The organism is Methylobacterium phyllostachyos (assembly GCF_900103445.1).
In the GTDB taxonomy this organism is placed as follows: domain Bacteria; phylum Pseudomonadota; class Alphaproteobacteria; order Rhizobiales; family Beijerinckiaceae; genus Methylobacterium; species Methylobacterium phyllostachyos.
This window is the reverse complement of record NZ_FNHS01000012.1, coordinates 208249-228146: the sequence shown is the minus strand read 5'-3', so window position 1 is coordinate 228146 and position 19898 is coordinate 208249. Positions and strand designations below refer to the sequence as shown.

General features: G+C 68.2%; 21 protein-coding genes. 9 read left to right on the top strand and 12 right to left on the bottom strand.

What is annotated here, in order from left to right; translation table 11 throughout:
- Nucleotides 1-686, bottom strand: a 686-nt coding sequence (locus BLQ49_RS20070) for a sugar transferase (RefSeq protein WP_091718892.1), incomplete at its 3' end; no start/stop codon positions are given.
- Between the two features lie 861 nt (nt 687-1547).
- Nucleotides 1548-2204, bottom strand: a complete 657-nt coding sequence (locus BLQ49_RS20065; RefSeq protein WP_244507694.1) for a L,D-transpeptidase — start codon at nt 2202-2204, stop codon at nt 1548-1550.
- Between the two features lie 182 nt (nt 2205-2386).
- Between BLQ49_RS20065 and BLQ49_RS20060 the strand changes: the two genes are divergently transcribed.
- Nucleotides 2387-2830, top strand: a complete 444-nt coding sequence (locus BLQ49_RS20060; protein WP_091718887.1) for a VOC family protein — start codon at nt 2387-2389, stop codon at nt 2828-2830.
- A 6-nt stretch (nt 2831-2836) separates the two neighbouring features.
- Here the strand turns inward: BLQ49_RS20060 and BLQ49_RS20055 are convergent, their stop codons facing one another.
- Nucleotides 2837-3280: a cyclic nucleotide-binding domain-containing protein gene (locus BLQ49_RS20055; RefSeq protein ID WP_091718885.1), complete on the bottom strand. Its 444-nt coding sequence runs from the start codon at nt 3278-3280 to the stop codon at nt 2837-2839.
- 61 nt (nt 3281-3341) lie between these two features.
- On the opposite strand from BLQ49_RS20055, the gene BLQ49_RS20050 reads away from it, so the two are divergent.
- Nucleotides 3342-4163 carry a thioredoxin domain-containing protein gene (locus BLQ49_RS20050; protein ID WP_091718883.1) on the top strand — a complete coding sequence of 274 codons (822 nt, stop codon included), beginning with the start codon at nt 3342-3344 and terminating at the stop codon, nt 4161-4163.
- A 12-nt stretch (nt 4164-4175) separates the two neighbouring features.
- Here BLQ49_RS20050 and BLQ49_RS20045 read toward each other — a convergent pair whose 3' ends face one another.
- Nucleotides 4176-4382, bottom strand: a complete 207-nt coding sequence (locus BLQ49_RS20045; protein ID WP_091718881.1) for a hypothetical protein — start codon at nt 4380-4382, stop codon at nt 4176-4178.
- 257 nt (nt 4383-4639) lie between these two features.
- On the opposite strand from BLQ49_RS20045, the gene BLQ49_RS20040 reads away from it, so the two are divergent.
- Nucleotides 4640-4828, top strand: a complete 189-nt coding sequence (locus BLQ49_RS20040) for a con-10 family general stress protein (RefSeq protein WP_091718879.1) — start codon at nt 4640-4642, stop codon at nt 4826-4828.
- A gap of 257 nt (nt 4829-5085) precedes the next feature.
- On the opposite strand, the gene BLQ49_RS20035 is transcribed toward BLQ49_RS20040, so the two are convergent.
- Nucleotides 5086-5490 carry a hypothetical protein gene (locus tag BLQ49_RS20035; RefSeq protein ID WP_244507690.1) on the bottom strand — a complete coding sequence of 135 codons (405 nt, stop codon included), beginning with the start codon at nt 5488-5490 and terminating at the stop codon, nt 5086-5088.
- Between the two features lie 387 nt (nt 5491-5877).
- Nucleotides 5878-6681 carry a response regulator gene (locus tag BLQ49_RS20030; protein WP_043349459.1) on the bottom strand — a complete coding sequence of 268 codons (804 nt, stop codon included), beginning with the start codon at nt 6679-6681 and terminating at the stop codon, nt 5878-5880.
- Between the two features lie 236 nt (nt 6682-6917).
- On the opposite strand from BLQ49_RS20030, the gene BLQ49_RS30650 reads away from it, so the two are divergent.
- Complete coding sequence (locus BLQ49_RS30650; protein WP_091718874.1) at nt 6918-7205, top strand: NepR family anti-sigma factor; 288 nt, start codon at nt 6918-6920, stop codon at nt 7203-7205.
- Between the two features lie 123 nt (nt 7206-7328).
- Here BLQ49_RS30650 and BLQ49_RS20020 read toward each other — a convergent pair whose 3' ends face one another.
- Nucleotides 7329-7505 (bottom strand): DUF1328 domain-containing protein, encoded by a 177-nt coding sequence (locus BLQ49_RS20020; protein WP_007568853.1) that lies wholly within the window; start codon nt 7503-7505, stop codon nt 7329-7331.
- A gap of 205 nt (nt 7506-7710) precedes the next feature.
- On the opposite strand from BLQ49_RS20020, the gene BLQ49_RS20015 reads away from it, so the two are divergent.
- Nucleotides 7711-7890 carry a hypothetical protein gene (locus BLQ49_RS20015; protein WP_091718872.1) on the top strand — a complete coding sequence of 60 codons (180 nt, stop codon included), beginning with the start codon at nt 7711-7713 and terminating at the stop codon, nt 7888-7890.
- Between the two features lie 203 nt (nt 7891-8093).
- A complete protein-coding gene (locus BLQ49_RS20010) occupies nt 8094-9014 on the top strand; it encodes an MBL fold metallo-hydrolase (protein ID WP_091718870.1) in 921 nt (306 codons plus the stop codon).
- Between the two features lie 16 nt (nt 9015-9030).
- Here the strand turns inward: BLQ49_RS20010 and BLQ49_RS20005 are convergent, their stop codons facing one another.
- Nucleotides 9031-9810 carry a DUF1499 domain-containing protein gene (locus BLQ49_RS20005; protein WP_091718869.1) on the bottom strand — a complete coding sequence of 260 codons (780 nt, stop codon included), beginning with the start codon at nt 9808-9810 and terminating at the stop codon, nt 9031-9033.
- A gap of 85 nt (nt 9811-9895) precedes the next feature.
- A complete protein-coding gene (locus BLQ49_RS20000; protein WP_091718932.1) occupies nt 9896-11731 on the bottom strand; it encodes an AsmA family protein in 1836 nt (611 codons plus the stop codon).
- 320 nt (nt 11732-12051) lie between these two features.
- Between BLQ49_RS20000 and BLQ49_RS19995 the strand changes: the two genes are divergently transcribed.
- Together BLQ49_RS19995 and BLQ49_RS19990 are read left to right on the top strand one after the other, a co-directional pair.
- Complete coding sequence (locus tag BLQ49_RS19995; RefSeq protein ID WP_091718867.1) at nt 12052-12792, top strand: CoA transferase subunit A; 741 nt, start codon at nt 12052-12054, stop codon at nt 12790-12792.
- A gap of 24 nt (nt 12793-12816) precedes the next feature.
- Nucleotides 12817-13479 carry a 3-oxoacid CoA-transferase subunit B gene (locus tag BLQ49_RS19990; protein WP_091718865.1) on the top strand — a complete coding sequence of 221 codons (663 nt, stop codon included), beginning with the start codon at nt 12817-12819 and terminating at the stop codon, nt 13477-13479.
- Between the two features lie 83 nt (nt 13480-13562).
- Here the strand turns inward: BLQ49_RS19990 and BLQ49_RS19985 are convergent, their stop codons facing one another.
- The 3 genes from BLQ49_RS19985 to BLQ49_RS19975 all read right to left on the bottom strand — a co-directional run bounded on the left by BLQ49_RS19985 (nt 13563) and on the right by BLQ49_RS19975 (nt 18373).
- A complete protein-coding gene (locus BLQ49_RS19985) occupies nt 13563-14249 on the bottom strand; it encodes a metal ABC transporter permease (protein WP_091718862.1) in 687 nt (228 codons plus the stop codon).
- Nucleotides 14250-14410: 161 nt separating this feature from the next.
- Nucleotides 14411-17110 carry an aconitate hydratase AcnA gene (acnA, locus tag BLQ49_RS19980; protein WP_091718859.1) on the bottom strand — a complete coding sequence of 900 codons (2700 nt, stop codon included), beginning with the start codon at nt 17108-17110 and terminating at the stop codon, nt 14411-14413.
- A 465-nt stretch (nt 17111-17575) separates the two neighbouring features.
- Nucleotides 17576-18373: a CDC27 family protein gene (locus tag BLQ49_RS19975; protein ID WP_425284017.1), complete on the bottom strand. Its 798-nt coding sequence runs from the start codon at nt 18371-18373 to the stop codon at nt 17576-17578.
- 118 nt (nt 18374-18491) lie between these two features.
- Between BLQ49_RS19975 and BLQ49_RS19970 the strand changes: the two genes are divergently transcribed.
- A complete protein-coding gene (locus tag BLQ49_RS19970; protein WP_091718857.1) occupies nt 18492-19892 on the top strand; it encodes a leucyl aminopeptidase family protein in 1401 nt (466 codons plus the stop codon).
- The last annotated feature ends 6 nt before the right edge of the window (nt 19893-19898 follow it).

The window sequence follows — 19898 nt, the reverse complement described above, 5'->3', positions numbered from 1 at the left end:
CGCTCGGCATAGCTCGTGTCCGACCGGCCCGAGACCTGCCACAGCCCCGTCACCCCCGGCGGCACCGCAAAGCAGGTCGCAAACGCCCGGCCGTAGCGCGCGACCTCGGCCGGGACGATCGGGCGCGGGCCGACCAGGCTCATCTCGCCGCGCAGGACGTTCCACAGCTGGGGCAGCTCGTCCAGCGAGGTCTTGCGTAGCACCTGGCCGATCGCGGTGATGCGCGGATCGTTGCTGAGCTTGTGCGTCTCGGCCCATTCGGCCCGGGCCTGCGGGTCGGCGGCCAGGTGCCGGGCGAGCACCGCCTCGCCGTCCGGGACCATGGAGCGGAACTTGAGGCAGCCGAAGCTGCGCCCGTCGCGGCCCAGGCGCCTGTGGCGGAAGATCGGGGCGTGGCCGTCGCCGGCATAGACCAGGACGAGGATGAGCAGGAGGAGCGGCAGCAGCAGGAACAGGGCCGTGGCGGCGACGGTGACGTCGAGGGCACGTTTGGCTGCCCAGTTCAGACGAAGGCCGCGGGCGATGAACGGCGTCTGGGGCAGGACGAGGTCGCCCACCGCCCCGGCGGCGGCGCCGACCTGACCGACGCGGTAGCCCGGGCCATGCTCGGCGAGGTCGGTCTCGTCGGCCCTACGGTGCGCCGCAGCGAAGTCGGCGGACGCGGCGGTCTCGGCGCGAGTCAGCATGGTCTCAGCTCCTTTGGCGAGCCCAATGGCGAACGTTAATAATTGGTTATTGCGCTGCTTTTAGCGATTGAAAATTGGTTTGACAAGTAGGAAGCATAAGCTTTCGTGGTATCTATGATGCTAGACCGAGCGTGAATGTAGATGTCGTAGGCCGAAGATAATCAAAGACACTAGACACCCCGAATCAATAACGGGCCGATCCAGGGGCGGCCAAGCGCCAATTTTTTACTTTTTCGGCACTATCGGCGCTGTGGTACCGTCGAGCAAAATCCACAATATCTATGTTTACATTATAATCGGGCGAATTTTATATATCAAACAGTGCTCTATATCGCTATTAAGATTCGCAAGGCTGCAGATCATGCCTTTTCCCTTCGGCATTCGCCGGCCCTGATCCGTCACCGTAGGCCGGACGAAGTCCAGCCGTGTGAGCAAGTGCGAGATGATTGACGGAAGATCTATAGCGACCAGGGACCGTGAGCTTCGCCGCTCGTCCGGATCCGTAAAGTCCGGCACGGGCAGGGTTCCGTGACCCACGCTCGAGCGTCTCGCCCGGCAGCTTCCGGAACGGGAGCCATCGGTCAGCCGTTGGTCGCCATGGTGTTCGTGAAGACCCTGCTGGGTACCCTGACTCTCTGCGGTCTGCTGCTCGCCGCAGTGGCCCTCGCCCTGGGACCGGACCATTCCGGGACAGCCCCTCGGCCGCTCGGACTCACGGCCGCCTCCGTCCTGGCCAGCGATGGAATGGCCCCCGATGGACGGCCGGATGAGGACGCTCCGGCGCCGCGGAGGCTCGATCGTCTGGCTGTCGTCCCCGCGGGCACACCTCCGTCTGCGGGCTGAGAGCCCGCTTCTGCCGAATCAGACCCGATACTTGCCGTTCCGCTTCACGAGGACGCGCGTTCCCACGGGCACGCGCTCGTAGAGATCGGCGATATCCTCGTTGAGCATCCGGACACAGCCCGACGAAAGTTGTTCGCCGATGCTCCAGGGCTCGTTGGTCCCGTGGATCCGGAACAGGATGTCGCGATGGCCCTGATATAGGTACAGGGCCCGCGCGCCGAGCGGATTGTCGAGGCCGCCCTTCCGCAGCCGCGGAAGATCGGGGTTCAGGGAGACCATGGTGGTGGTCGGGCTCCAATCCGGCCAGACGCCCTTGCGCCCGACGCGCGCCTCGCCCTTCCACGAGAACCCGGCCTTCCCCACACCGACGCCGTACTGCATGGCAGTCCCGTCCGCCTGCACCAGCAGGAGCTGGCGCTTGTCGATGTCGACGACGATGGTCCCGGGCTGCTCGGGCCCGTTGTAGCTGACCTGCTGGCGGCGGTATTTTGGGTCGAGCCGTTCCGTATCGACGAGCGGGATGTCGAAGGGCTTGTCGGCCTTGGTGCCGATGTACCAGGCCGAGTCGTCATCCTGTGCGACCTGCATGGGACGGGTCTGACAGGCAGCCATGGGCGCAGCCGCCGTGAGGACGAGCAGGACCCCGCGGATCCTGCTCCAGGCCATGCGGCGCATCGCGTTTGTCAGACGTGTCATCATGCGGTGTACGATCCTCCACACATGCGTACCGTGTTGCCGCCGGGGACGATGTAGCTTTTCCGCCGCAGCCGCCCGCGCCCGACCGGTGCGCGCAGCCACGGTTGCGCCCTAATTCAGAATGGCAGCCGGGCCCGGCCGATACCCGCGTGGAGTGAACAATGCCCGAAACCGAGACACGTCCGACCGAGACGACGGTCCTTCCCGCGGGATCGCTCAGCCCCGCGATCCATCTCGATCACTGCGTGATCCATGTGAGCGACTGGGACCGGTCGAACGCTTTCTACAGCGACGTGGTGGGGGCCGAGGTTGTCGAGCGCGGCAACGGCTACGCCTACCGGTTCGGCGGCGTGCAGCTCAACTGTCACGGTCCAGGCGTCGAGCCGATCAAGGTAGCCTCCTTGCCGGTCATGCCCGGCAACAGCGACCTCTGCTTCCGCTGGTCCGGGGCGATCGAGGAGGCGGTGGCCCATCTCGAAGCGCGGGGCGTGGCGGTGGAACTCGGCCCGGTGGATACGTTCGGGGCAGCCGGGCCCGGCATCAGCGTCTATTTCCGGGATCCGGACGGATCTCTTCTGGAGTTCATCACCTATTCAACGCCATGAGCCGGTTCAGCCGCGGCTCTCGGCGAGGGCTTGGTTGGTTTGCTCCAGGCGCAGGGCCAGAACACGCATGAGGGCGATGCTGATCTGGGGGAATTGGGCTAGCAATTCGAGGAAGACGCCGCGGTCGATGCGCAGCGCCGTTACGGCGGATTCGGCCGTCACGGTCGCGGATCGGGGCTGCTCAGCGAGGATGCCCATCTCGCCGACCAGCGCATCCTGACCGAGGAGCGCCAACCGCACCGGCCCGGCGGGACCGTCGATGCTGACCTCGGCGTTCCCCTTCAAGATCACGTAGGCTGCATCCGCGACGTCGCCGCGGGCAAAGAAGCGCTGCCCGGGCTCGAAATGGACCCGCTCGCTGGTGAAGGCCAGCAGCTTCAGGCGTGCCGGTTCCACTTCGCGGAACAGCGGCACCTGCTTCAGGGAGGAAACCTCGGTGTCGAGGGTCATAGGAAGGCTCCGCGACGGGTCTGAGGCCCAGGACGGCGGGGCCGGACGGGCCTGCACATCCATGCGGTTCATCGAACACTTGTCCAGTCCCGCCCGACGGTACAGTCTTGGCGCCCTGCTGGCCGCCAGCCTCGCCCTCGCGGCCGAACCGGCCTGCGCCCGTCTGGTCCAGGCCGACCTCGCCCGCGTCGCGGTGGTGCCTCCGCCCGGCGCGCGGGTTCCCCTCGAACTCCCCGCTACGGATGCGACCACCGGGCGGGCGACGACCCTGGGGCAGGCCTTGGCAGGCCGGGCCGCCCTGCTGCTACCGGTGGATTATACCTGCGGCAACGTCTGCGACCCCATGGTGGCGATGTCGGCGGATGCCCTGGCGGCGACCGGCCTTGCCCCGGGGGACTACGCATTGGTATTGGTCGGCATCGATCCCCGCGACGATGCCGCGGCTGCACGCCGCATGATGACGGAGACGCTCGGGGACCACGCCGCTTCCGTACGGCCCCAGGCGCTGATCATCTCGGATGCAGCGTTGGCCCGGCTCACCGCTTCACTCGGCTACACGGCGGTCTACGATGCCGGAACAGACAGCTTCGCCCATCCGGCCGCCGCCATGCTGCTCGCCGGCGACGGACGGGTGGCCCAGGTGCTCTCCCCACTTGCGCTGACCGGACGGGACCTCCGTCTCGCCCTCACCGAGGCCGGCGAGGGCCGCGTCGGGAGCTTGGGGGACCGTCTGGCCCTGCTCTGCTACGGCTACGACGCCGCCCGCGGAATTTATACGCCTCTGGTCCAGCGCATCCTGACGATTGCCGGCATCGCGACCATTCTGGCAATCGGACTCCTGATCGCCGGGCTGACCCGTCTCGCGCGGAGGCGGGTCGCCTGAGTCCATCGCGGCTCAGCGCTTCGTCGACAATCCCTGCTCGCCCGGCCGGGGCGCCTCACGCTTGGGGCTTGCGTTCAGGTGCGGCGAATCGATCGGTTCCGCACGGGTCGTCGGCGTCGGCGAATCCTCCGGAGCGGGCATCGGCGGCAGCGGCGGCGTGTTCGGCTGCGGCGCTGGGGCGCCATCAACAGCCTCTTTCACCATGTTGCGGTTCGTCATGGACGCAGAATTCCTTTTCCAACCCACGCGATGAGACACGGCGTGCCGGGATCCCCGGACCAAGTCGCCATGCCTCCGCGGCATCCTTCCCGGAGCGGCACCGGCCATGATCCAGGTCGTTCCGCAACCAACGCTGCGGATTAGATCCCGGTTGCCGCCAAGCTTCACTGTTGTGAAGCTTGGCCAGGTCTGAGCACAGGAACCTTGGTTATTGCTGAAGGTTGTTGCGAGGTGAAGCGAAGCCTGAGGAGGAACTGATGGCATCCGGAAATTCGACCTCGAAGCGGGGCTTTGCCTCGATGGACTTGGAGCGGCAGCGCGAGATCGCCAGCAAGGGCGGACGCAGCGTGCCGGCTGAGAAACGCTCATTCTCCCAGGATCGCGAACTTGCCTCGTCCGCCGGACGCAAGGGTGGTCAGTCGACGGGTACCGGCCGCACCGAGTGAGGCCAACCCACAAGCGTTTCGCGTAGCGGCGCCGCGTCCTCGAGACCGGCGCCGTTTTTGTAGCCCTCCGTCACTGTCAGGCTTGGTTGTAAGGCACGACAAAGGGCCCCACCTCATCGGCGGGGCCCTTTGTCGTTGAATCGACAGTAGATCCAAACGGGGAGAAATATCCGATCGCCGCGGAGTCGGGCAGGATTCGGATGTCGTGTTGCGAGGTCTGGTTGCGCCGAACCAGCGTTTGCTGCGGCAACGCGCTGTTATGAAATGCAGCGGCCGGGAGTCATGCGACGGGCCTCGGGTCCAACGAGGGAGCTGAGCGCAGTCTCGCAGCCTTCCCGGACAAGCCGGCGCGCCGGTTGCTTGAGGATCGGCTTGATGGTGAGATCCTGCGCCTCACCCGCGACTGGAGTGATGCGCCCTTCAGATTTCTGAACCCCCGCGACCCGCGTTGGGCTGATCGCCAGCGACACCGGCCGCATGCCGGGCAGCGGGCCCGGAGCCACTTGCGCCGTCGGGACCAGTGGCACCCAGTTGTCGGCCGTCTCGCGCACCACCGGCTGGACCAGCACGGTCAGGAGGGCGGCAGGAGCACTCACGCCCAGAATGAAACCAGACCGCAGCATTGCCCCGACCTCATTGCGAGAGCTTGACAGGATATTCACTCAACGCGCTCTGCAATCACTGGTTCCTAAACTACGGCGCGTCTTGAGAGGCTGAGTATTCGAACGTGGCGTGGCTGTTGGTGCGGCGGCGCACCGGTGCTATCCACAACCGTCCCCTGTGTCTCTTGCGCAACTGTCGTCGAGAAAGTGCACTGTTTGGAACCTCGCGGGACGGCGGTCGTTCTAAGAACACCCGGCCATCTGGTCCTCCCCGCATTCCCCTTGTGCATCGGCCGGAACCTCTTCGACGGGCTGGAGCCATCTCCGGCCCGTTTTTTTGTGCGCCTCCTACGCGCAGACCAAAAAAAACCCCGGCTCGCGCCGGGGTTATAACCGCCTTGAACGAGGGGGCGGCGGCTGTTGCGAGCCGCCCCCCCGCGTATGGTTTCAGGCTGTCTTGGCCTCGCGCCGCCGGGCCGTTTGCTGGAAGAACAGCGCCTGGCTGATCACCGCGGAGACGTTGGCCGGCTGGAACGGCTTGGCGATGAGGAAGGCCGGCTCCGGCCGCTCGCCCGTGAGGAAGCGCTCCGGATAGGCGGTGATGAAGATGACCGGCACCTCGAAGGTCTTCAGCAGGTCGTTGACCGCGTCGAGGCCCGACGAACCGTCGGCGAGCTGGATGTCGGCCAGGATCAGGCCGGGGCGCTTACCCTCACCGGCGATCTTGATCGCCTCGGTCCGCGTACGGGCCACACCGATGACGTTGTGGCCGAGGCCCTCGACCAGAGCCTCAAGATCCATGGCGATCAGCGGCTCGTCCTCGATGATGAGGATCTCGGTCGCCATATCGGCGGCGAGCTCGCGGCCGGCCTCGTCAACGAGGTCGCGGACCTCCGACACATCGACGCCCAGGATAATGGCCGCATCCTCCTCGGAAAACCCTTCGAGGCAGGAAAGCAGGAACGCCTGGCGCGGCAGCGGCGTGATCTGGCCGAGGCGAACCTCCGCCGGTAGATCATGCTGAACCTGCTCGCTGCGGCCGTTCACCGACAGCGAATTCCAGATCCGCGTGAACACGCGGAACAGGTCAGCCTTGATGTTGGTGCTCCGGCCCAGCGTGTCCGGCTCATTGACGAGGGTCTCCAGGGTGGCGGCGACATACGCGTCACCCGCCACTTGGCTCCCCGTCAGCGCGCGCGCGTAGCGGCGCAGGTACGGCAGGTGCTGTACCACGAGTTGCGATGTCGACATTCGATCCCCTGTGCCTCGCCGTGTTGCCCGGCCGCGTTCGCTTCGGTCCACGACCAAAGATGTGCCGGGGCCGGCTTATGTCCTGCGCAGCCTATCGCCCAACGCGGAGGCCCGCACTCCGTTCCACCCGCCAGCGGAACCGATCCCAGCGGGCAGACGTTGCAGCTGCAGCCATGGCGTATGTCGAGCTGCAGCACAATGCGGCCGGGCCAAGTTCGGCAATAAGGGGCGTGTGAATGGTTGACCAGGGGAAGGAGGCAGGTCTTCGCGCGCGTGAAACGCGTGCAAGCACTGCTTCGGATCACCTTTCGCACAATCAGGACAGCACCGCAGAGCAACCTGGGCATCAGCCGCTCCCGGCCGCTGGCCGACCGGTGCCGCGCGGCGGCCTCAGCGAGCAAACCCGGAATCGCCTCGCGACCCAGCTGCGCGAGATGTACGATAACGTTACGCAGCAGCCGGTGCCCGATCGCTTTGCTGAACTGATCGCAAAGCTCGACAGCGCAGACCACGGGAAGGTCTGACCCCTGTACCGCGCAGATTTGCCTTGTCTTTCCTCAGACAACAGAAAGCCGTCGCGCGGGGCGACGGCTTCTTTAGTCTGTGGTGACCAGCCCCGGCCAGGGGCTGGCCTCTATGTCAGCGCGTCAGAGGGTGGGCGAACGGCCGCGCATCAGGCCGACGACGGCCGAGATCGCGAACAGAACAATCGCGACGAAGAACACCAGCTTGGCAGCTTCCATTGCCGTGCCGGCAATGCCACCGAAGCCGAGCAGCGCGGCAACGAGGGCGACGACGAGAAAAGTTACGGCCCAACCGAGCATCGTTCGTATCCTTCGAAAGTATCAACGCGGGCGGGCCGCGTCGTTCTGAACACGAAAACGCCAAGGTTTTGCTCCGGTTCCGCCCATATGGCAAAGTCCGATGTGCATGTCCGGTGATGGGATCCGGGCGCGGCAAGATGGGACGGAACGGGACGGGGTCGGTAGCGTTCGAAGTTAGGTCCTCAGGTTCGATTCGGGATCCGTGATGCTGCAATCTGCCAAGAATGCCGTTCGTGCGAAGGCGGCCGCCCTTCGGGCCCGGGTGGTTGAGGCCGCCGGCAATGCCCTGCGCGCCGCTGCGCTCGGGCTCGTAGCTGTCCCAGGCCCCGTGCCGGTTCCCGTGCCGATCCGCGTGCGTGACCGCCGGCCGAACCGCCTCGGCTGATCGATCGTGGCGTCTCCTCCCGAGGCGGCGGCGACTTGAAAAGAGAGGTGGATTCGATCGGCACGGCGCGATCCCGCTCCGTATGCCGGTTGGGTGCTATCCCGTCGTGATACGAGACCAGGGCTTCGCTCCACCGGGGCGGCCGATGTTGCAACGCTTCCCGCGGCGGTTCAAAGACCGCCGACCATCGGAGCGGGGCGGCGATGTCAGATACGGACGCGAGTAGCCTGACCCTCGACCCATCGATGCCCCAACCCGGGCGGTTGGAGACGGTCGCACCGCTGGTCCGGCGCCGGATCGCGCCGAACGGCGGTCCATTCACGGCAAGTGGGACCTGCACCTACGTGATCGGATCGGGCCGGGTCGCGATCCTCGATCCCGGTCCGGATGACTCCGCGCATATCGACGCTCTGATCGCGGACCTCTCCGGAGAGCACGTGGAAGCGATTGTGGTCACCCATACGCACCGCGACCATTCGCCGGGTGCGCGGCTCCTGGCGGCACGCACCGGCGCCCCGATCGTGGGCTGCGGCCCTCACCGGACGGCGCGGGCGCTCGCCGAGGGGGAGGCTCCGCGGCTTGATGCCAGCGCCGACGGGGCCCATGCCCCCGACCGGGTGATGGTGGAGGGCGACACGGTTTCCGGCCCGGGCTGGACACTCGTGGCGGTGGAGACGCCCGGCCACACGATGAACCACCTCGCTTTCGCGCTGCCGGAGGGGCAGACCCTGTTCTCGGGCGACCATGTCATGGCGTGGTCGACCACCATCGTGGCGCCACCGGACGGCGCGATGCAGGCCTACATGGCGTCCCTGGACAAGCTGCGGAAACGTGACGAGCGAACCTACTGGCCGGGGCACGGCGGCCCGGTGCGCGAGCCAGCGCGGTTCCTCCGTGGCCTGGCGGGCCACCGCCGTCAGCGCGAGGCAGCGATCCGCACCCGCTTGGCCGGCGGCGACACCGACATCGCCCAGATCGTGGCAGCGATCTACCAGGGGCTTGATCCGCGCCTGCGCGGTGCGGCAGCCCTGTCGGTCTTCGCCCATTTGGAAGATCTCGTCGGGCGCGGACTCGTGACCACCGAAGGCCCGCCGCGGCTCGACGGCGCTTACGCCCCGGCTTGAATCCCGGCGGCGCGGCTTACTTCATCGCCAGCGCGAGGTTGGCGACATCGTCGAGATAGGTGCGGATCCGATCGGCGTTGCTGCCGAAGTCGCGCCCCCCGAGGCGAGAGGCCGAGCGCACATCGATCCGCGCCCCGTCGGCGCGGGGCCGGATGCGCACGGTCACGTCGTTGGGCAAGTTGAGGATGAGCCCCCGCGCCACCGCCTCGATCCGACCGTTGCCGGTCCGCCCGCCCGGCCGGATCGCCTCGACGATCTGCCAGTGACGCTTGAGGGCGGCCTGCCGAGCGAGCTCGAAGGCTTCGTCGGCGCCGATATCGAGGGTCAACGGGGCGATCTGCGGGTAGGCGCCGCGCTGGCGCTCCCGAAGCGCGGTGCCAGGATCGGGCGGATAGCGGCCGCCGCGCGCCGCGAAGGCCGCGCGCGACCGGGAGAAGGCAGGCGGATTGTCGATGTCGGTGGAGATGTCGGACAGAGGCGGCAGCCACAGGCCGCGCAGCCCCAGATAGGCCGGGTAGCCCAGGACCATCATTGCCAGGATCAGGCCGCCCAACGCGGCCCCGAGGCCGCGCGCACCCTCGCGCCAGACCTGCACGAAGGCGTAGACCGCCGCGGCCGCCGCCGCCAGCGCGACGGCGAGACCCGCCACGAGGGCACTGAGCGCGGCGCCGGTGTCGGCGCGCGGATCCCGGACCAGGATCAGGGCAATCCCGGTGGCGATTACGGCGAACAGCGCGAGCCGCTGGGCCAACGGCCCCGCGCGGGTAACGGGTTCCTCGACGAGCAGGCGACGCATGGCACTCAAGTGTGGGTTTCGAGACCCGACCTTAAAGCTTGGCCGGCCAAGGCGCCATCGTGGCGACGCGACAGGTCCGGCGGGATCAAGGCGCGTAGGCGCGGGCGTTCATGGGCAGTCCCTGCGCAGCGGGCAACCCGAACGCCTCGTGCGACGCCGCCTCCCCGTCACGGACGACCGGCTCGGGCGCCTCGACATGCGTGGCGGTTTGGATGGTTGGGGCGCTCCAGGGACCGGAAACCTCGAACAGGAGGCCCCGCGGCGCGTCGGCGGGGCTGCGCAGGGCCAGATCTCCCCGGAGATCGAGCCGCCGCTCGGAAACGGAGACCCGCCCGCGCACGGCCGCGCCGACGCCCGGCCCGAGCAGCCCGGCCTCGGTGATCTCACCGATCCCATCGGCGAAGCGCAGGACGACGGCAGCGCGCTCGATGGCCGTCCGGCCGTTACGGCGGGCGAGCGCCCCGGGCGCCACCGCGCCGTTGCGGTGGACGACATCGACGAGGTCGAGCCCCGTGATCGCGCCACCCGCGACGGTGAGCGCCGCCCGGCCGCCGAGATGCGCGATAAGGCCGGCGCTGTCGCGGGCACTCGATTCCAGGGCGAACTGCCCCTGCACCGGCCCAACCAGCCAGCGTGCGCCCCCGAACTCGCCCAGCAGGCTGCCGAGATCCACCCGGTCGAGGCTTCCCTGCAGGCGCATCTCGGTCTCGTCCGGATCGCCCTCCCGGCAGCCCAGGGTCACGCGGGCCTTGACGGTGCCGTCCTCTACCCGCGCCCGGTTCACCGCGATCTCCAGGCCGCCATCCCGGACCAGGATGCTCGCCGCCAGATCCTGCAGCGCGACCGGGCCGATACGACCCGTCGTGGCCGACAGACGCAGGTCGAGGTCACCCCGGGTAAAGGGTGCCAGCGCCAGCGGCTGGGGATCGCCCCCGAACAGCCGCGCCGCGTCGCCGACCAGGGGCGCGAGATCGAGCGTGTCGGCCGCCAGCGTCGCTTGAGCCGACATACGGGGCGCATCGCCGGGCCCCAGGGTGACGGCCCCCGCGCCCTCCAGCACGTTCTGACCGATTCCGATACGCAGGCGCGGCCAGGAGATGGACCGGTCCGCCGTCTCGAACGAGCCGGCGACCGAGAAGGCCCCGGCCAACGGCGCGAGCGGCGCTTCCGACCCGATCCACGACAGACTTTCCGGCAGCGAGCGGGTCTCGACGCGCATCTGACCGGCCAGAACGGGTAGGGTAGCCCCCGACCCGGCGGTCTCTACGGTGCCATCGATCGCTACGCTGCCGCCCGGCCACGTCGCCTCTGCGGTGAACGGGCTGCGCCGGCCGAGGGCGAGATCGGTCGGGCGCAGATGCGCGAGCGTGATCCGCGTCGGCACCCCCCGCCATATCAGACGGGCGCCGCCCTCGGCCGAGGCGCCCCAGAACGGCCTTGCCAGATCCAGGTCGATATCCCGGGCCGCGCTATCCTGGGCGGTTTGCGCCCCGCTGACCGTTATCCGTCTCGGCCAGGCGGTCGCGCCGGACCGGACCCGTTCGGCTAGGCGTGCGAAGGGGCCGCGCCAGTCGGCGACGTTCGCCGAGAGGCGCCCGCCCGCGAGGCGCAGGCCACCGACCTCCGCACGTCCGGCGAGGAGACCGAAGAGGTCGAGGTCGATGACGAGCCGCGCCTCGTCCACCAGGGCCGGGCCGTCCGCCGCCGACCTGGCCCGCACGCGATCGAGGGTAAGGCGGGGCGTAGGCAGCAATGTCAGGCTTGCCGGCCCTTGAACCGACAGGGCGAGACCATAAGCGTCCAGGGCACGGTTGGCGAAGGACGTCGCCCGGCCGCCATCCACCGGCCAATCGTGAAGGCCGAGCCCGAGGGCGATCACGGCCGTGGGGCCGAAGAGGAGGATCGAGCGGCGCAGCGACATCATGCTCCGGACGAGACGGCGGCTGAAGCTGGGTGCCGCGCCAGGCCCCCTCAAGCCGTCGCGGCCCGGCAGGGTCTGCAAGCCGGTGACCTTGTAGCGCCCAGAGCGGGATTTGTCTGCTGTCCTTCCGTCCGGACCCACCCCGCCCCCAAGCCTGTCCCGACGGAGCGGTGACGGATCGACCCGGACCGCACGGGGCGAGGCGGCGCAGCACTGGATTTCATGTCCGGAATCGGGAACAGCAGACGTCGAGGAAACGCGCGTTTCGGGGGCGTGGCCCGAGTGCGGCCGGTTGCGGCCGGCGGGGAAAGGACGGTTCGATGAAGAAGGTCTACACGGATGCCGCTGCGGCGCTCGCCGGCCTCCTGCACGACGACATGATGATCATGTGCGGCGGCTTCGGCCTATGCGGCATCCCGGACGAGCTGATCGAGGCGGTCCGTCTCTCGGGCGTCAAGGGCCTTACAGTCGTATCGAACAATGCCGGCATCGACGGCGTCGGCCTCGGCAAGCTCCTCGACACGCGGCAGGTCGCCAAGATGATCTCGTCCTATGTCGGCGAGAACAAGGAATTCGCCCGCCAGTACCTCGGCGGCGAGCTGGAGATCGAATTCAACCCGCAGGGGACGCTGGCCGAGCGGATCCGCGCCGGCGGCGCCGGCATCCCGGCCTTCTTCACCAAGACCGGCGTCGGCACCAAAGTCGCCGAGGGCAAGGAGGTGCGGGAGTTCGACGGCGAGCAATACGTGATGGAGCGCGGCCTGTTCGCCGACCTCGCCCTGGTCCACGCCCATACCGGCGACACCGAGGGCAACCTCCGCTACCGGATGACCGCGCGCAACTTCAACCCGATGATGGCGACCGCCGCCAAGATGACGGTGGCGCAGGTCGAGCACCTCGTGAAGCCGGGCGAGATCGACCCGGACACGATCCACACCCCCGGCATCTTCGTGAAGCGGATCATCGACGTGGGCGTGCGCGACAAGCGCATCGAGCAGCGCACCACGCGCAAGCGCGGCGACAGCACCCCGGCCGCAGCGGCCGGCGGCGGCACGCACTGATCGGACGGGAAGGGAGCGAACGATATGGCCTGGACCCGCGAGCAGATGGCGGCGCGCGCCGCCAAGGAGCTGGAAGACGGCTTCTACGTGAACCTCGGCATCGGCATCCCGACGCTGGTGTCGAACTACATCCCCGAGGGCATGTCGGTGCAGCTCCAGTCGGAGAACGGCATGCTCGGGATGGGGCCCTTCCCGTACGAGGGCGACGAGGATCCCGATCTGATCAACGCCGGCAAGCAGACGATCACCGCGCTGCCGACGACGAGCTACTTCTCTTCAGCCGATTCCTTCGGGATGATCCGGGGCGGGCACATCAACCTGTCGATCCTCGGCGCGATGCAGGTCGCCGGCAACGGTGACCTCGCCAATTGGATGATCCCCGGCAAGATGGTGAAGGGGATGGGCGGCGCCATGGACCTCGTGGCGGGCGTGAAGCGCGTCGTCGTGGTGATGGAGCACGTCGCCAAGAACAAGGACGGCACCGAGAGCCCGAAGCTGCTCAAGGCCTGCGACCTGCCGCTCACCGGCACACGGGTGGTCGATCTCGTGATCACCGATCTCGGCGTGTTCGAGATCGACAAGAAGGGCGACGGCGGCATGACGCTCATCGAGCTCGCCGACGGCGTCACCGAGGATGAGATCCGGTCGAAGACCGAGGCGGACTTTTCGGTAGCCCTGAAGGGCTGATACGCGAATGCCCGGCGCGCTCGCCGGGCACCCTTTGGAATGCGCGGCCCGCCGACGGACTCCGTCGCGCGGGCCGTATCGTCTTACATGGGCGGGGTCAGGCCATCCTTGCCGACCGCCACCAGCTTACCCTCGGCCTTGCTGCCGTCCTTCGCCACGACCGCGAAGACCTTGGAGCCCGGCGTTAGGATCGCCTTGTCGGCCGGCTGGAAAGCGACGATCGGCGCCGAGGACGGCACAACGATCTCCTTGGAGCCGTCCTTGCCATAGCTCACCGTCAGGGTGCGCTCACCGCCGGAAGCCGCCTTGTCGGCCTTAACGGTCCCGTTGGTCATGGCGCTCTTCACCTTCGGGGCGTTCGACGATTCGGCCTTCACGGTGCCGTTCGTCATCGCGCTCTTGACCTTGGCGCCGGCGCCCGCGGTCTGGTCGGTGATGGTATCCCAGCCGTAATGGCCCTCGCCGGTGCCACGCATCGACTCGGGGAAGAGCACGACTTCCAGAGCCGTCATCGGGTTCTCACCCTTGGTAGCAGTGCCGATGAAGACGCCGTCCTTGATCTGGTCGAGGCTCGACGGGACCACCCAGGCGAACTTGGCGCCGCTCACGTCGACGGTCTCGGACTTACCGTCGTCGGTCTTGATCGTGACCATGTTGCCGTCGGCCTTGTCGACGGTGCCGCGGACGCGCTCGACCTGCGCGGCAAAGGCGGCGCTCGACAGAAGGGCCGTCAGGCCGGCGGCCACGAGCGTCTTGCTGAGGTGCTTCATCGGTGTCCCATCCTGGCTTCAGGAGCCGGATTATGGGGCGCCACGCGCGCCAAACAAGGTTGCGCGCAAGTGAAACGCTCACGCTGTGAAACAAATAAGGCGGCGCCCAGGGACGCCGCCTCATCGGTCGTGTGAGCGGCCCAAGGGCTGCCCCAGGAGGATCAGGCCGCGAGCGAGCGCAGCACGTAGGGCAGAATGCCGCCGTTACGGAAGTATTCCAGCTCGTCGAGCGTATCGATGCGGCAGGTCAGCGGGACCTGCTTCACCGATCCGTCGGCGGACTTGATCTCCGCGGTGAGCGTCTGACGCGGCTTCAGCTCGCCGGCCAGCCCCTTGATGGTGACGGTCTCGTCACCCTTCAGGCCCAGCGACTGCCACGACGTGTCGCCCTGGAAGACCAGCGGTACCACGCCCATGCCGACGAGGTTCGAGCGGTGGATGCGCTCAAAGCTCTCGGCCACCACGGCGCGGACGCCGAGCAGCTTGGTGCCCTTCGCGGCCCAATCGCGGGACGAGCCGGTGCCGTATTCCTTGCCGGCGAAGATGACGAGCGGCGTGTGCTGCTCGGCATATTTCTGCGCCGCGTCGTAGATGAACATCTTCTCGCCCGAGGGCTGGAACAGCGTCCACCCGCCCTCGACCACGTTGCCGGTCTCGTCCCGCACCATCTGGTTCTTGATGCGGATGTTGGCGAAGGTGCCCCGCATCATCACCTCGTGGTTGCCGCGCCGGGTGCCGTACTGGTTGAAGTCCTGCACGCGCACCTGATGCGATTGCAGGTAAGCGCCGGCCGGCGAGGCCGCGCGGATGTTGCCCGCGGGCGAGATGTGATCGGTGGTGATCGAGTCGAGGAACAGGCCGAGGATGCGGGCGTCCGCGATGTCCTCGACCGGCTTCGGGGTCTTCTCCATGCCGACGAAGTAGGGCGGGTTCTGCACGTAGGTGGAACCCGGGTTCCACGCGAAGGTCTCGGCCTCGGTGACCTCGACGTTCTTCCAGTTCTGGTCGCCGCCGAACACGTCCGCGTAGCGGGACTTAAACAGCGCCGAGGTGATGTTCTCCTCGATGAACTGCTGCACCTCGGCCGAGGACGGCCAGATGTCCTTCAGGTAGACGGGCTTGCCGTCCGAGCCCTGGCCCAGCGGCTCGGTGGTGATATCGATCTGCATCGAGCCGGCGAGCGCGTAGGCGACGACCAGCGGCGGCGAGGCGAGGTAGTTCGCCCGCACGTCGGGGTTTACGCGGCCCTCGAAGTTGCGGTTGCCCGAGAGCACCGCCGCCGCGACCACGTCGTTGTCGTTGATCGCCTTGGAGATCGCCTCCGGCAGCGGCCCGGAATTGCCGATGCAGGTGGTGCAGCCGAAGCCCACGAGGTTGAAGCCGAGGGCGTCGAGCGGCTCCTGCAGACCCGACTTCTCCAAGTACTCGCCGACAACCTGCGATCCAGGCGCGAGCGAGGTCTTCACCCACGGCTTGGAGCGCAGGCCCTTGGCGACGGCGTTGCGGGCCAGCAAGCCGGCGCCGATCATCACCGAGGGGTTCGACGTGTTGGTGCAGCTCGTGATCGCGGCGATCACCACGTCACCGTGCCCGATGTCGAAGTTGGTGCCCTCGACGGGGTAGCGGCGGGCGATGTCGGCGGCCTTCTTGAACTCGCTCTCCATCGAGGCGGCAAAGCCGGTCTTGGCGCCGTCGAGCAGCACCCGGTCCTGCGGGCGCTTCGGACCGGCGAGCGAGGGCCGGACCTCGCCCATGTCGAGCTCCAGCGTGTCGGTGAAGACCGGGTCGGGGGTCTGGGCGTCGCGCCACATGCCCTGTGCCTTGGCGTAGGCCTCGACCAGGGCGATCCGGTCGTCGGCGCGGCCGGTGACCTTGAGGAAGTCGATGGTCTTCTGATCGACCGGGAAGAAGCCGCAGGTTGCGCCGTACTCTGGCGCCATGTTGGAGATCGTGGCCCGGTCGGCGACCGCCATGTCGTCGAGGCCGGGGCCGTAGAACTCCACGAACTTGCCGACCACGCCCTTCTTGCGCAGCATCTGGGTAACGGTGAGCACGAGGTCGGTGGCGGTGGTGCCCTCAGGCAGCTTGCCCGACAGTTTGAAGCCCACGACTTCGGGGATCAGCATCGAGAGAGGCTGGCCGAGCATGGCTGCCTCGGCCTCGATGCCGCCGACGCCCCAGCCCAGCACCGCCATGCCGTTGACCATGGTGGTGTGCGAATCGGTGCCGACCAGCGAATCCGGATAAGCCACGTCGGAGCCGCCCTCGGACTTCGTCCAGACGGTCTGCGACAGGTATTCCAGATTCACCTGGTGGCAGATACCGGTGCCCGGGGGCACCACGGAGAAGTTGTCGAAGGCCGATTGGCCCCACTTCAGGAAGGTGTAGCGCTCGCCGTTGCGCTCGTATTCCAGGGCGACGTTGTCGGCCAGCGCCTTCGGGGTGCCGAACTCATCGACGATCACCGAATGATCAATCACGAGATCGACCGGCACCAGCGGGTTGATCTTCTGCGGGTCGCCGCCGAGCGCCACCATGGCGTCGCGCATCGCCGCGAGATCGACCACCGCCGGCACACCGGTGAAGTCCTGCATCAGGACGCGCGAGGGGCGGAACGCGATCTCGACCTCGGCCTTGCCCTTCTGGTCGAGCCAGCCGACGGCGGCCTCGATATCGGCCTTCTTGACCGAGCGGTCGTCCTCGTAGCGCAGCAGGTTCTCAAGGATCACCTTCATCGAGAACGGCAGCGCGGCCGCGGAGGCGAGGCCGTTCTTCTCGGCCTCGGGGATGGAATAGTAGGTGTAGGTCTTGCCGCCGGCTTGGAGCGTCTGGCGGGCCTTGAAGCTGTCGAGTGAGGGCACGGCTGGTTCTATCCTCGCTGCGGTTGTCGAACACGCACAGGCAAGACCTGCGCTACGAAGTTGTGTTCGGCCTGTGTAGCGCCCAACGGGCGCGCGCCGCCCCGGGAGTGCCCGGGCAGGAGACGATGCGCGGGGGCGATTTGGACGCCCGTGGAGCCGCGCGGCGCAGCCAAGCGAGGATATAGAACTTTTCGAATCTGGCCGCTACCGGGTCGCGATGACAGGTGCGTTTTCCTGTCGGTGGATGCGTGCCGTGGCCTGCACGCGCGTCCCCCTCCGCCCTCTGCGGGGGAGGGTGGCCCCTGCGTCAGCAGGGGTCGGGAGAGGGGAAACCCAGCTTCAGAAGAAGTCGCGACCGTCGGAAAGGGCGATGCTCATATCTGCGCCGTCGCTCCCCTCTCCCGACCCGCTTCGCGGGCCACCCTCCCCCGCAGAGGGGGGAGGGATTCGCGTTGAGCAGGTGCCCTACCCCTCCCCCGGCACCCCGCCCTTCGACAGCGCCTTCAGCCGATTCGGCTCGGCGGCGACCTTGCGTAGGGACGCGACGTTGGCGGCGGCCTCCGCGGGGCTCATGTCCCGGCGCAAAATCGCCTCGGCATCGGCGGTGCGACCCTTCAGACCCAGCACCAGTGCGAGATTCGCCCGCACCCGGGCATCGGCGCCCGGCTGCTCGGCGGCGAGCCGCAAGGTCTGCTCAGCCTGATCGAGATTGCGCGAGAGCGCGTAGGACAGCCCCAGATTGGACAGGAGCGAGGGCTCGTTCGGCCGGATCTTGAGGGCGGCCTCGTAGAAACCCTGCGCACGCGCCTGATCGCCGAGCTGCGCCGAGGCCGAGCCCTGCGCGGACAGGATGCGCCAATCGGGCGCGGCCGGGGAATGGGCGTTGGCGAGCACGTCGATCGCCTCGCGGTAGCGGCCGAGCTCGACCAGCGACTTGCCGTAGGCGCCGAGGAGGAACGTGTCCTTCGGGTTGCGCAGGGCCGCCTGCTGCAGCACCGCCGAGGCTTGGCTGATCTGGTCGTTCGCCCGCAGAGCCCGCGCATACGCGACCGCCGCACGGCCGTCCTCGGGATTGGCGTTGAAGCGCTCGGCCAGGGCTTCGACGTTCTGGCGCGCGGCGGCCGGGCGGTCCCCGATCGAGCCTGTCGTCTCTGGGCCGGAGGTGTTGCAGCCGGCGAGCCCGAGCGCGACCAAGGCTGCGAGCGCAACGCGGCGTCCGGCAAGAATCTCGGGGCGGGCGATCCGGATCAGGGCGGTCATCATGGTACGCGGCGCCTCCGGGCGGGCCGAGGGCTCAGGCCTGTGCTTCACCCCTTCGGCCGGCCGGTGATAGAGCGTTAACCCTAACCACCGGTTAAGCCCTCCAGCGCGCAAGAGGCCCATGACCCAGGCCGACACTCAGCCGACGACCCCCACCCTCCTGCCCGCCGATGCGCAGTCCGTGCCGGTGACGCTGGTCACCACCGGATCCTGGGGTGATGTCCAGGGCGCCCTCGATCCCGCCCAGCGGCGCTTCGCGGAGGCGCTCGGCTTCAAACCGAAGGCTGGGAGCCTCACCCTGCTGCCCGGCCCGGATGGTAGCCTCGCCCGGGTCTTGTTCGGCCTCGGCGACACGGAGGCTGCGGCCTATGACCGGCTGATCATCGGCAAGCTGCCGGGGCTGCTGCCGGAGGGCAGCTTCCGCCTTGAGCACGCCCCCGACCCCGCCGAGGCCGCCCTCGCGTGGCTGATGGGCAGCTACCGCTTCGGCCGCTACCGCTCCGGGAACGGCCCGAAGGCGCGGCTCGCGGCGCCGGCCGGCATCGACGCCGGCGAGGTCGAGCGGATCGCAGCCGCGGTGGCGCTCGGCCGCGACCTGATCAATACGCCCGCCAACGACATGGGCCCGGCCGAGATCGAGGCCGCCGCCCGGTCCCTCGCCGAACGCCACGGCGCGGCCATCGCGGTCACGCAGGGCGATGTTCTGGCCAAGGAGTATCCGCTGATCCACGCGGTCGGCGCCGCCTCGCCCCGGGCGCCGCGCCTAATCGACCTGACCTGGGGGCCGGAGGACACGCCACGCGTGACCCTCGTCGGCAAGGGCGTCGCCTTCGACACGGGCGGGCTCGACATCAAGCCGTCGGCCGCGATGCTGCTGATGAAGAAGGACATGGGCGGGGCCGCCGCGGCGCTGGCCGCCGCCGACATGGTGATGGGATCCGGGCTCAAGGTCCGCCTGCGGGTGCTGATCCCCGCGGTGGAGAACGCGATTTCGGGCAATGCCTTCCGGCCGGGCGACGTGCTGCCGAGCCGGGCCGGGCTCAGCGTCGAGATCGGCAACACCGATGCAGAGGGCCGGCTGATCCTCGCCGACGCGCTGGCGCTGGCCGAGGCGGAATCACCCGACCTAATCCTCGACTATTCGACGCTGACCGGCGCGGCCCGGGTGGCGCTCGGGCCGGACCTGCCGGCCTTCTTCACCGAGGACGAGGGTCTGGCGGCGTCGGTCGCGGAAGCCGGCCGGAGTGCCGCCGATCCGGTCTGGCGGATGCCGCTCCACGCGCCCTATGCGAGCCTGCTCGATTCGAAGGTGGCCGACATCAACAACGTCTCGGGCGGCCCCTTCGCGGGGGCGATCACCGCGGCCCTGTTCCTGCGCCGCTTCGCCCCGAAGACGAAGGAGCACGGCCATTTCGACCTCTACGGCTGGAACCCTTCGACTAAGCCCGGCCGGCCGGAGGGCGGCGAGGTCCAGACCGCGCGGCTCACTTACGCGCTCCTGAAGGCGCGCTACGGCGGCTGAGCGGGA

Excerpts from the sequence above, each read along its gene's own strand:
- BLQ49_RS20010 (WP_091718870.1), top strand. The coding sequence starts at position 8,094 with ATGTCAGATACGGACGCGAGTAGCCTGACCCTCGACCCATCGATGCCC.
- BLQ49_RS20000 (WP_091718932.1), bottom strand. The coding sequence starts at position 11,731 with ATGTCGCTGCGCCGCTCGATCCTCCTCTTCGGCCCCACGGCCGTGATC.
- BLQ49_RS20020 (WP_007568853.1), bottom strand. The coding sequence starts at position 7,505 with ATGCTCGGTTGGGCCGTAACTTTTCTCGTCGTCGCCCTCGTTGCCGCG.
- BLQ49_RS20055 (WP_091718885.1), bottom strand. The coding sequence starts at position 3,280 with ATGACCCTCGACACCGAGGTTTCCTCCCTGAAGCAGGTGCCGCTGTTC.
- BLQ49_RS19990 (WP_091718865.1), top strand. The coding sequence starts at position 12,817 with ATGGCCTGGACCCGCGAGCAGATGGCGGCGCGCGCCGCCAAGGAGCTG.
- BLQ49_RS30650 (WP_091718874.1), top strand. The coding sequence starts at position 6,918 with ATGGTTGACCAGGGGAAGGAGGCAGGTCTTCGCGCGCGTGAAACGCGT.
- BLQ49_RS20065 (WP_244507694.1), bottom strand. The coding sequence starts at position 2,204 with ATGCGCCGCATGGCCTGGAGCAGGATCCGCGGGGTCCTGCTCGTCCTC.
- BLQ49_RS20060 (WP_091718887.1), top strand. The coding sequence starts at position 2,387 with ATGCCCGAAACCGAGACACGTCCGACCGAGACGACGGTCCTTCCCGCG.
- BLQ49_RS20040 (WP_091718879.1), top strand. The coding sequence starts at position 4,640 with ATGGCATCCGGAAATTCGACCTCGAAGCGGGGCTTTGCCTCGATGGAC.
- BLQ49_RS20050 (WP_091718883.1), top strand. The coding sequence starts at position 3,342 with ATGCGGTTCATCGAACACTTGTCCAGTCCCGCCCGACGGTACAGTCTT.
- BLQ49_RS19995 (WP_091718867.1), top strand. The coding sequence starts at position 12,052 with ATGAAGAAGGTCTACACGGATGCCGCTGCGGCGCTCGCCGGCCTCCTG.
- BLQ49_RS20005 (WP_091718869.1), bottom strand. The coding sequence starts at position 9,810 with ATGCGTCGCCTGCTCGTCGAGGAACCCGTTACCCGCGCGGGGCCGTTG.
- BLQ49_RS20045 (WP_091718881.1), bottom strand. The coding sequence starts at position 4,382 with ATGACGAACCGCAACATGGTGAAAGAGGCTGTTGATGGCGCCCCAGCG.
- BLQ49_RS19975 (WP_425284017.1), bottom strand. The coding sequence starts at position 18,373 with ATGATGACCGCCCTGATCCGGATCGCCCGCCCCGAGATTCTTGCCGGA.
- BLQ49_RS20015 (WP_091718872.1), top strand. The coding sequence starts at position 7,711 with ATGCTGCAATCTGCCAAGAATGCCGTTCGTGCGAAGGCGGCCGCCCTT.
- BLQ49_RS19970 (WP_091718857.1), top strand. The coding sequence starts at position 18,492 with ATGACCCAGGCCGACACTCAGCCGACGACCCCCACCCTCCTGCCCGCC.
- BLQ49_RS20030 (WP_043349459.1), bottom strand. The coding sequence starts at position 6,681 with ATGTCGACATCGCAACTCGTGGTACAGCACCTGCCGTACCTGCGCCGC.
- BLQ49_RS19985 (WP_091718862.1), bottom strand. The coding sequence starts at position 14,249 with ATGAAGCACCTCAGCAAGACGCTCGTGGCCGCCGGCCTGACGGCCCTT.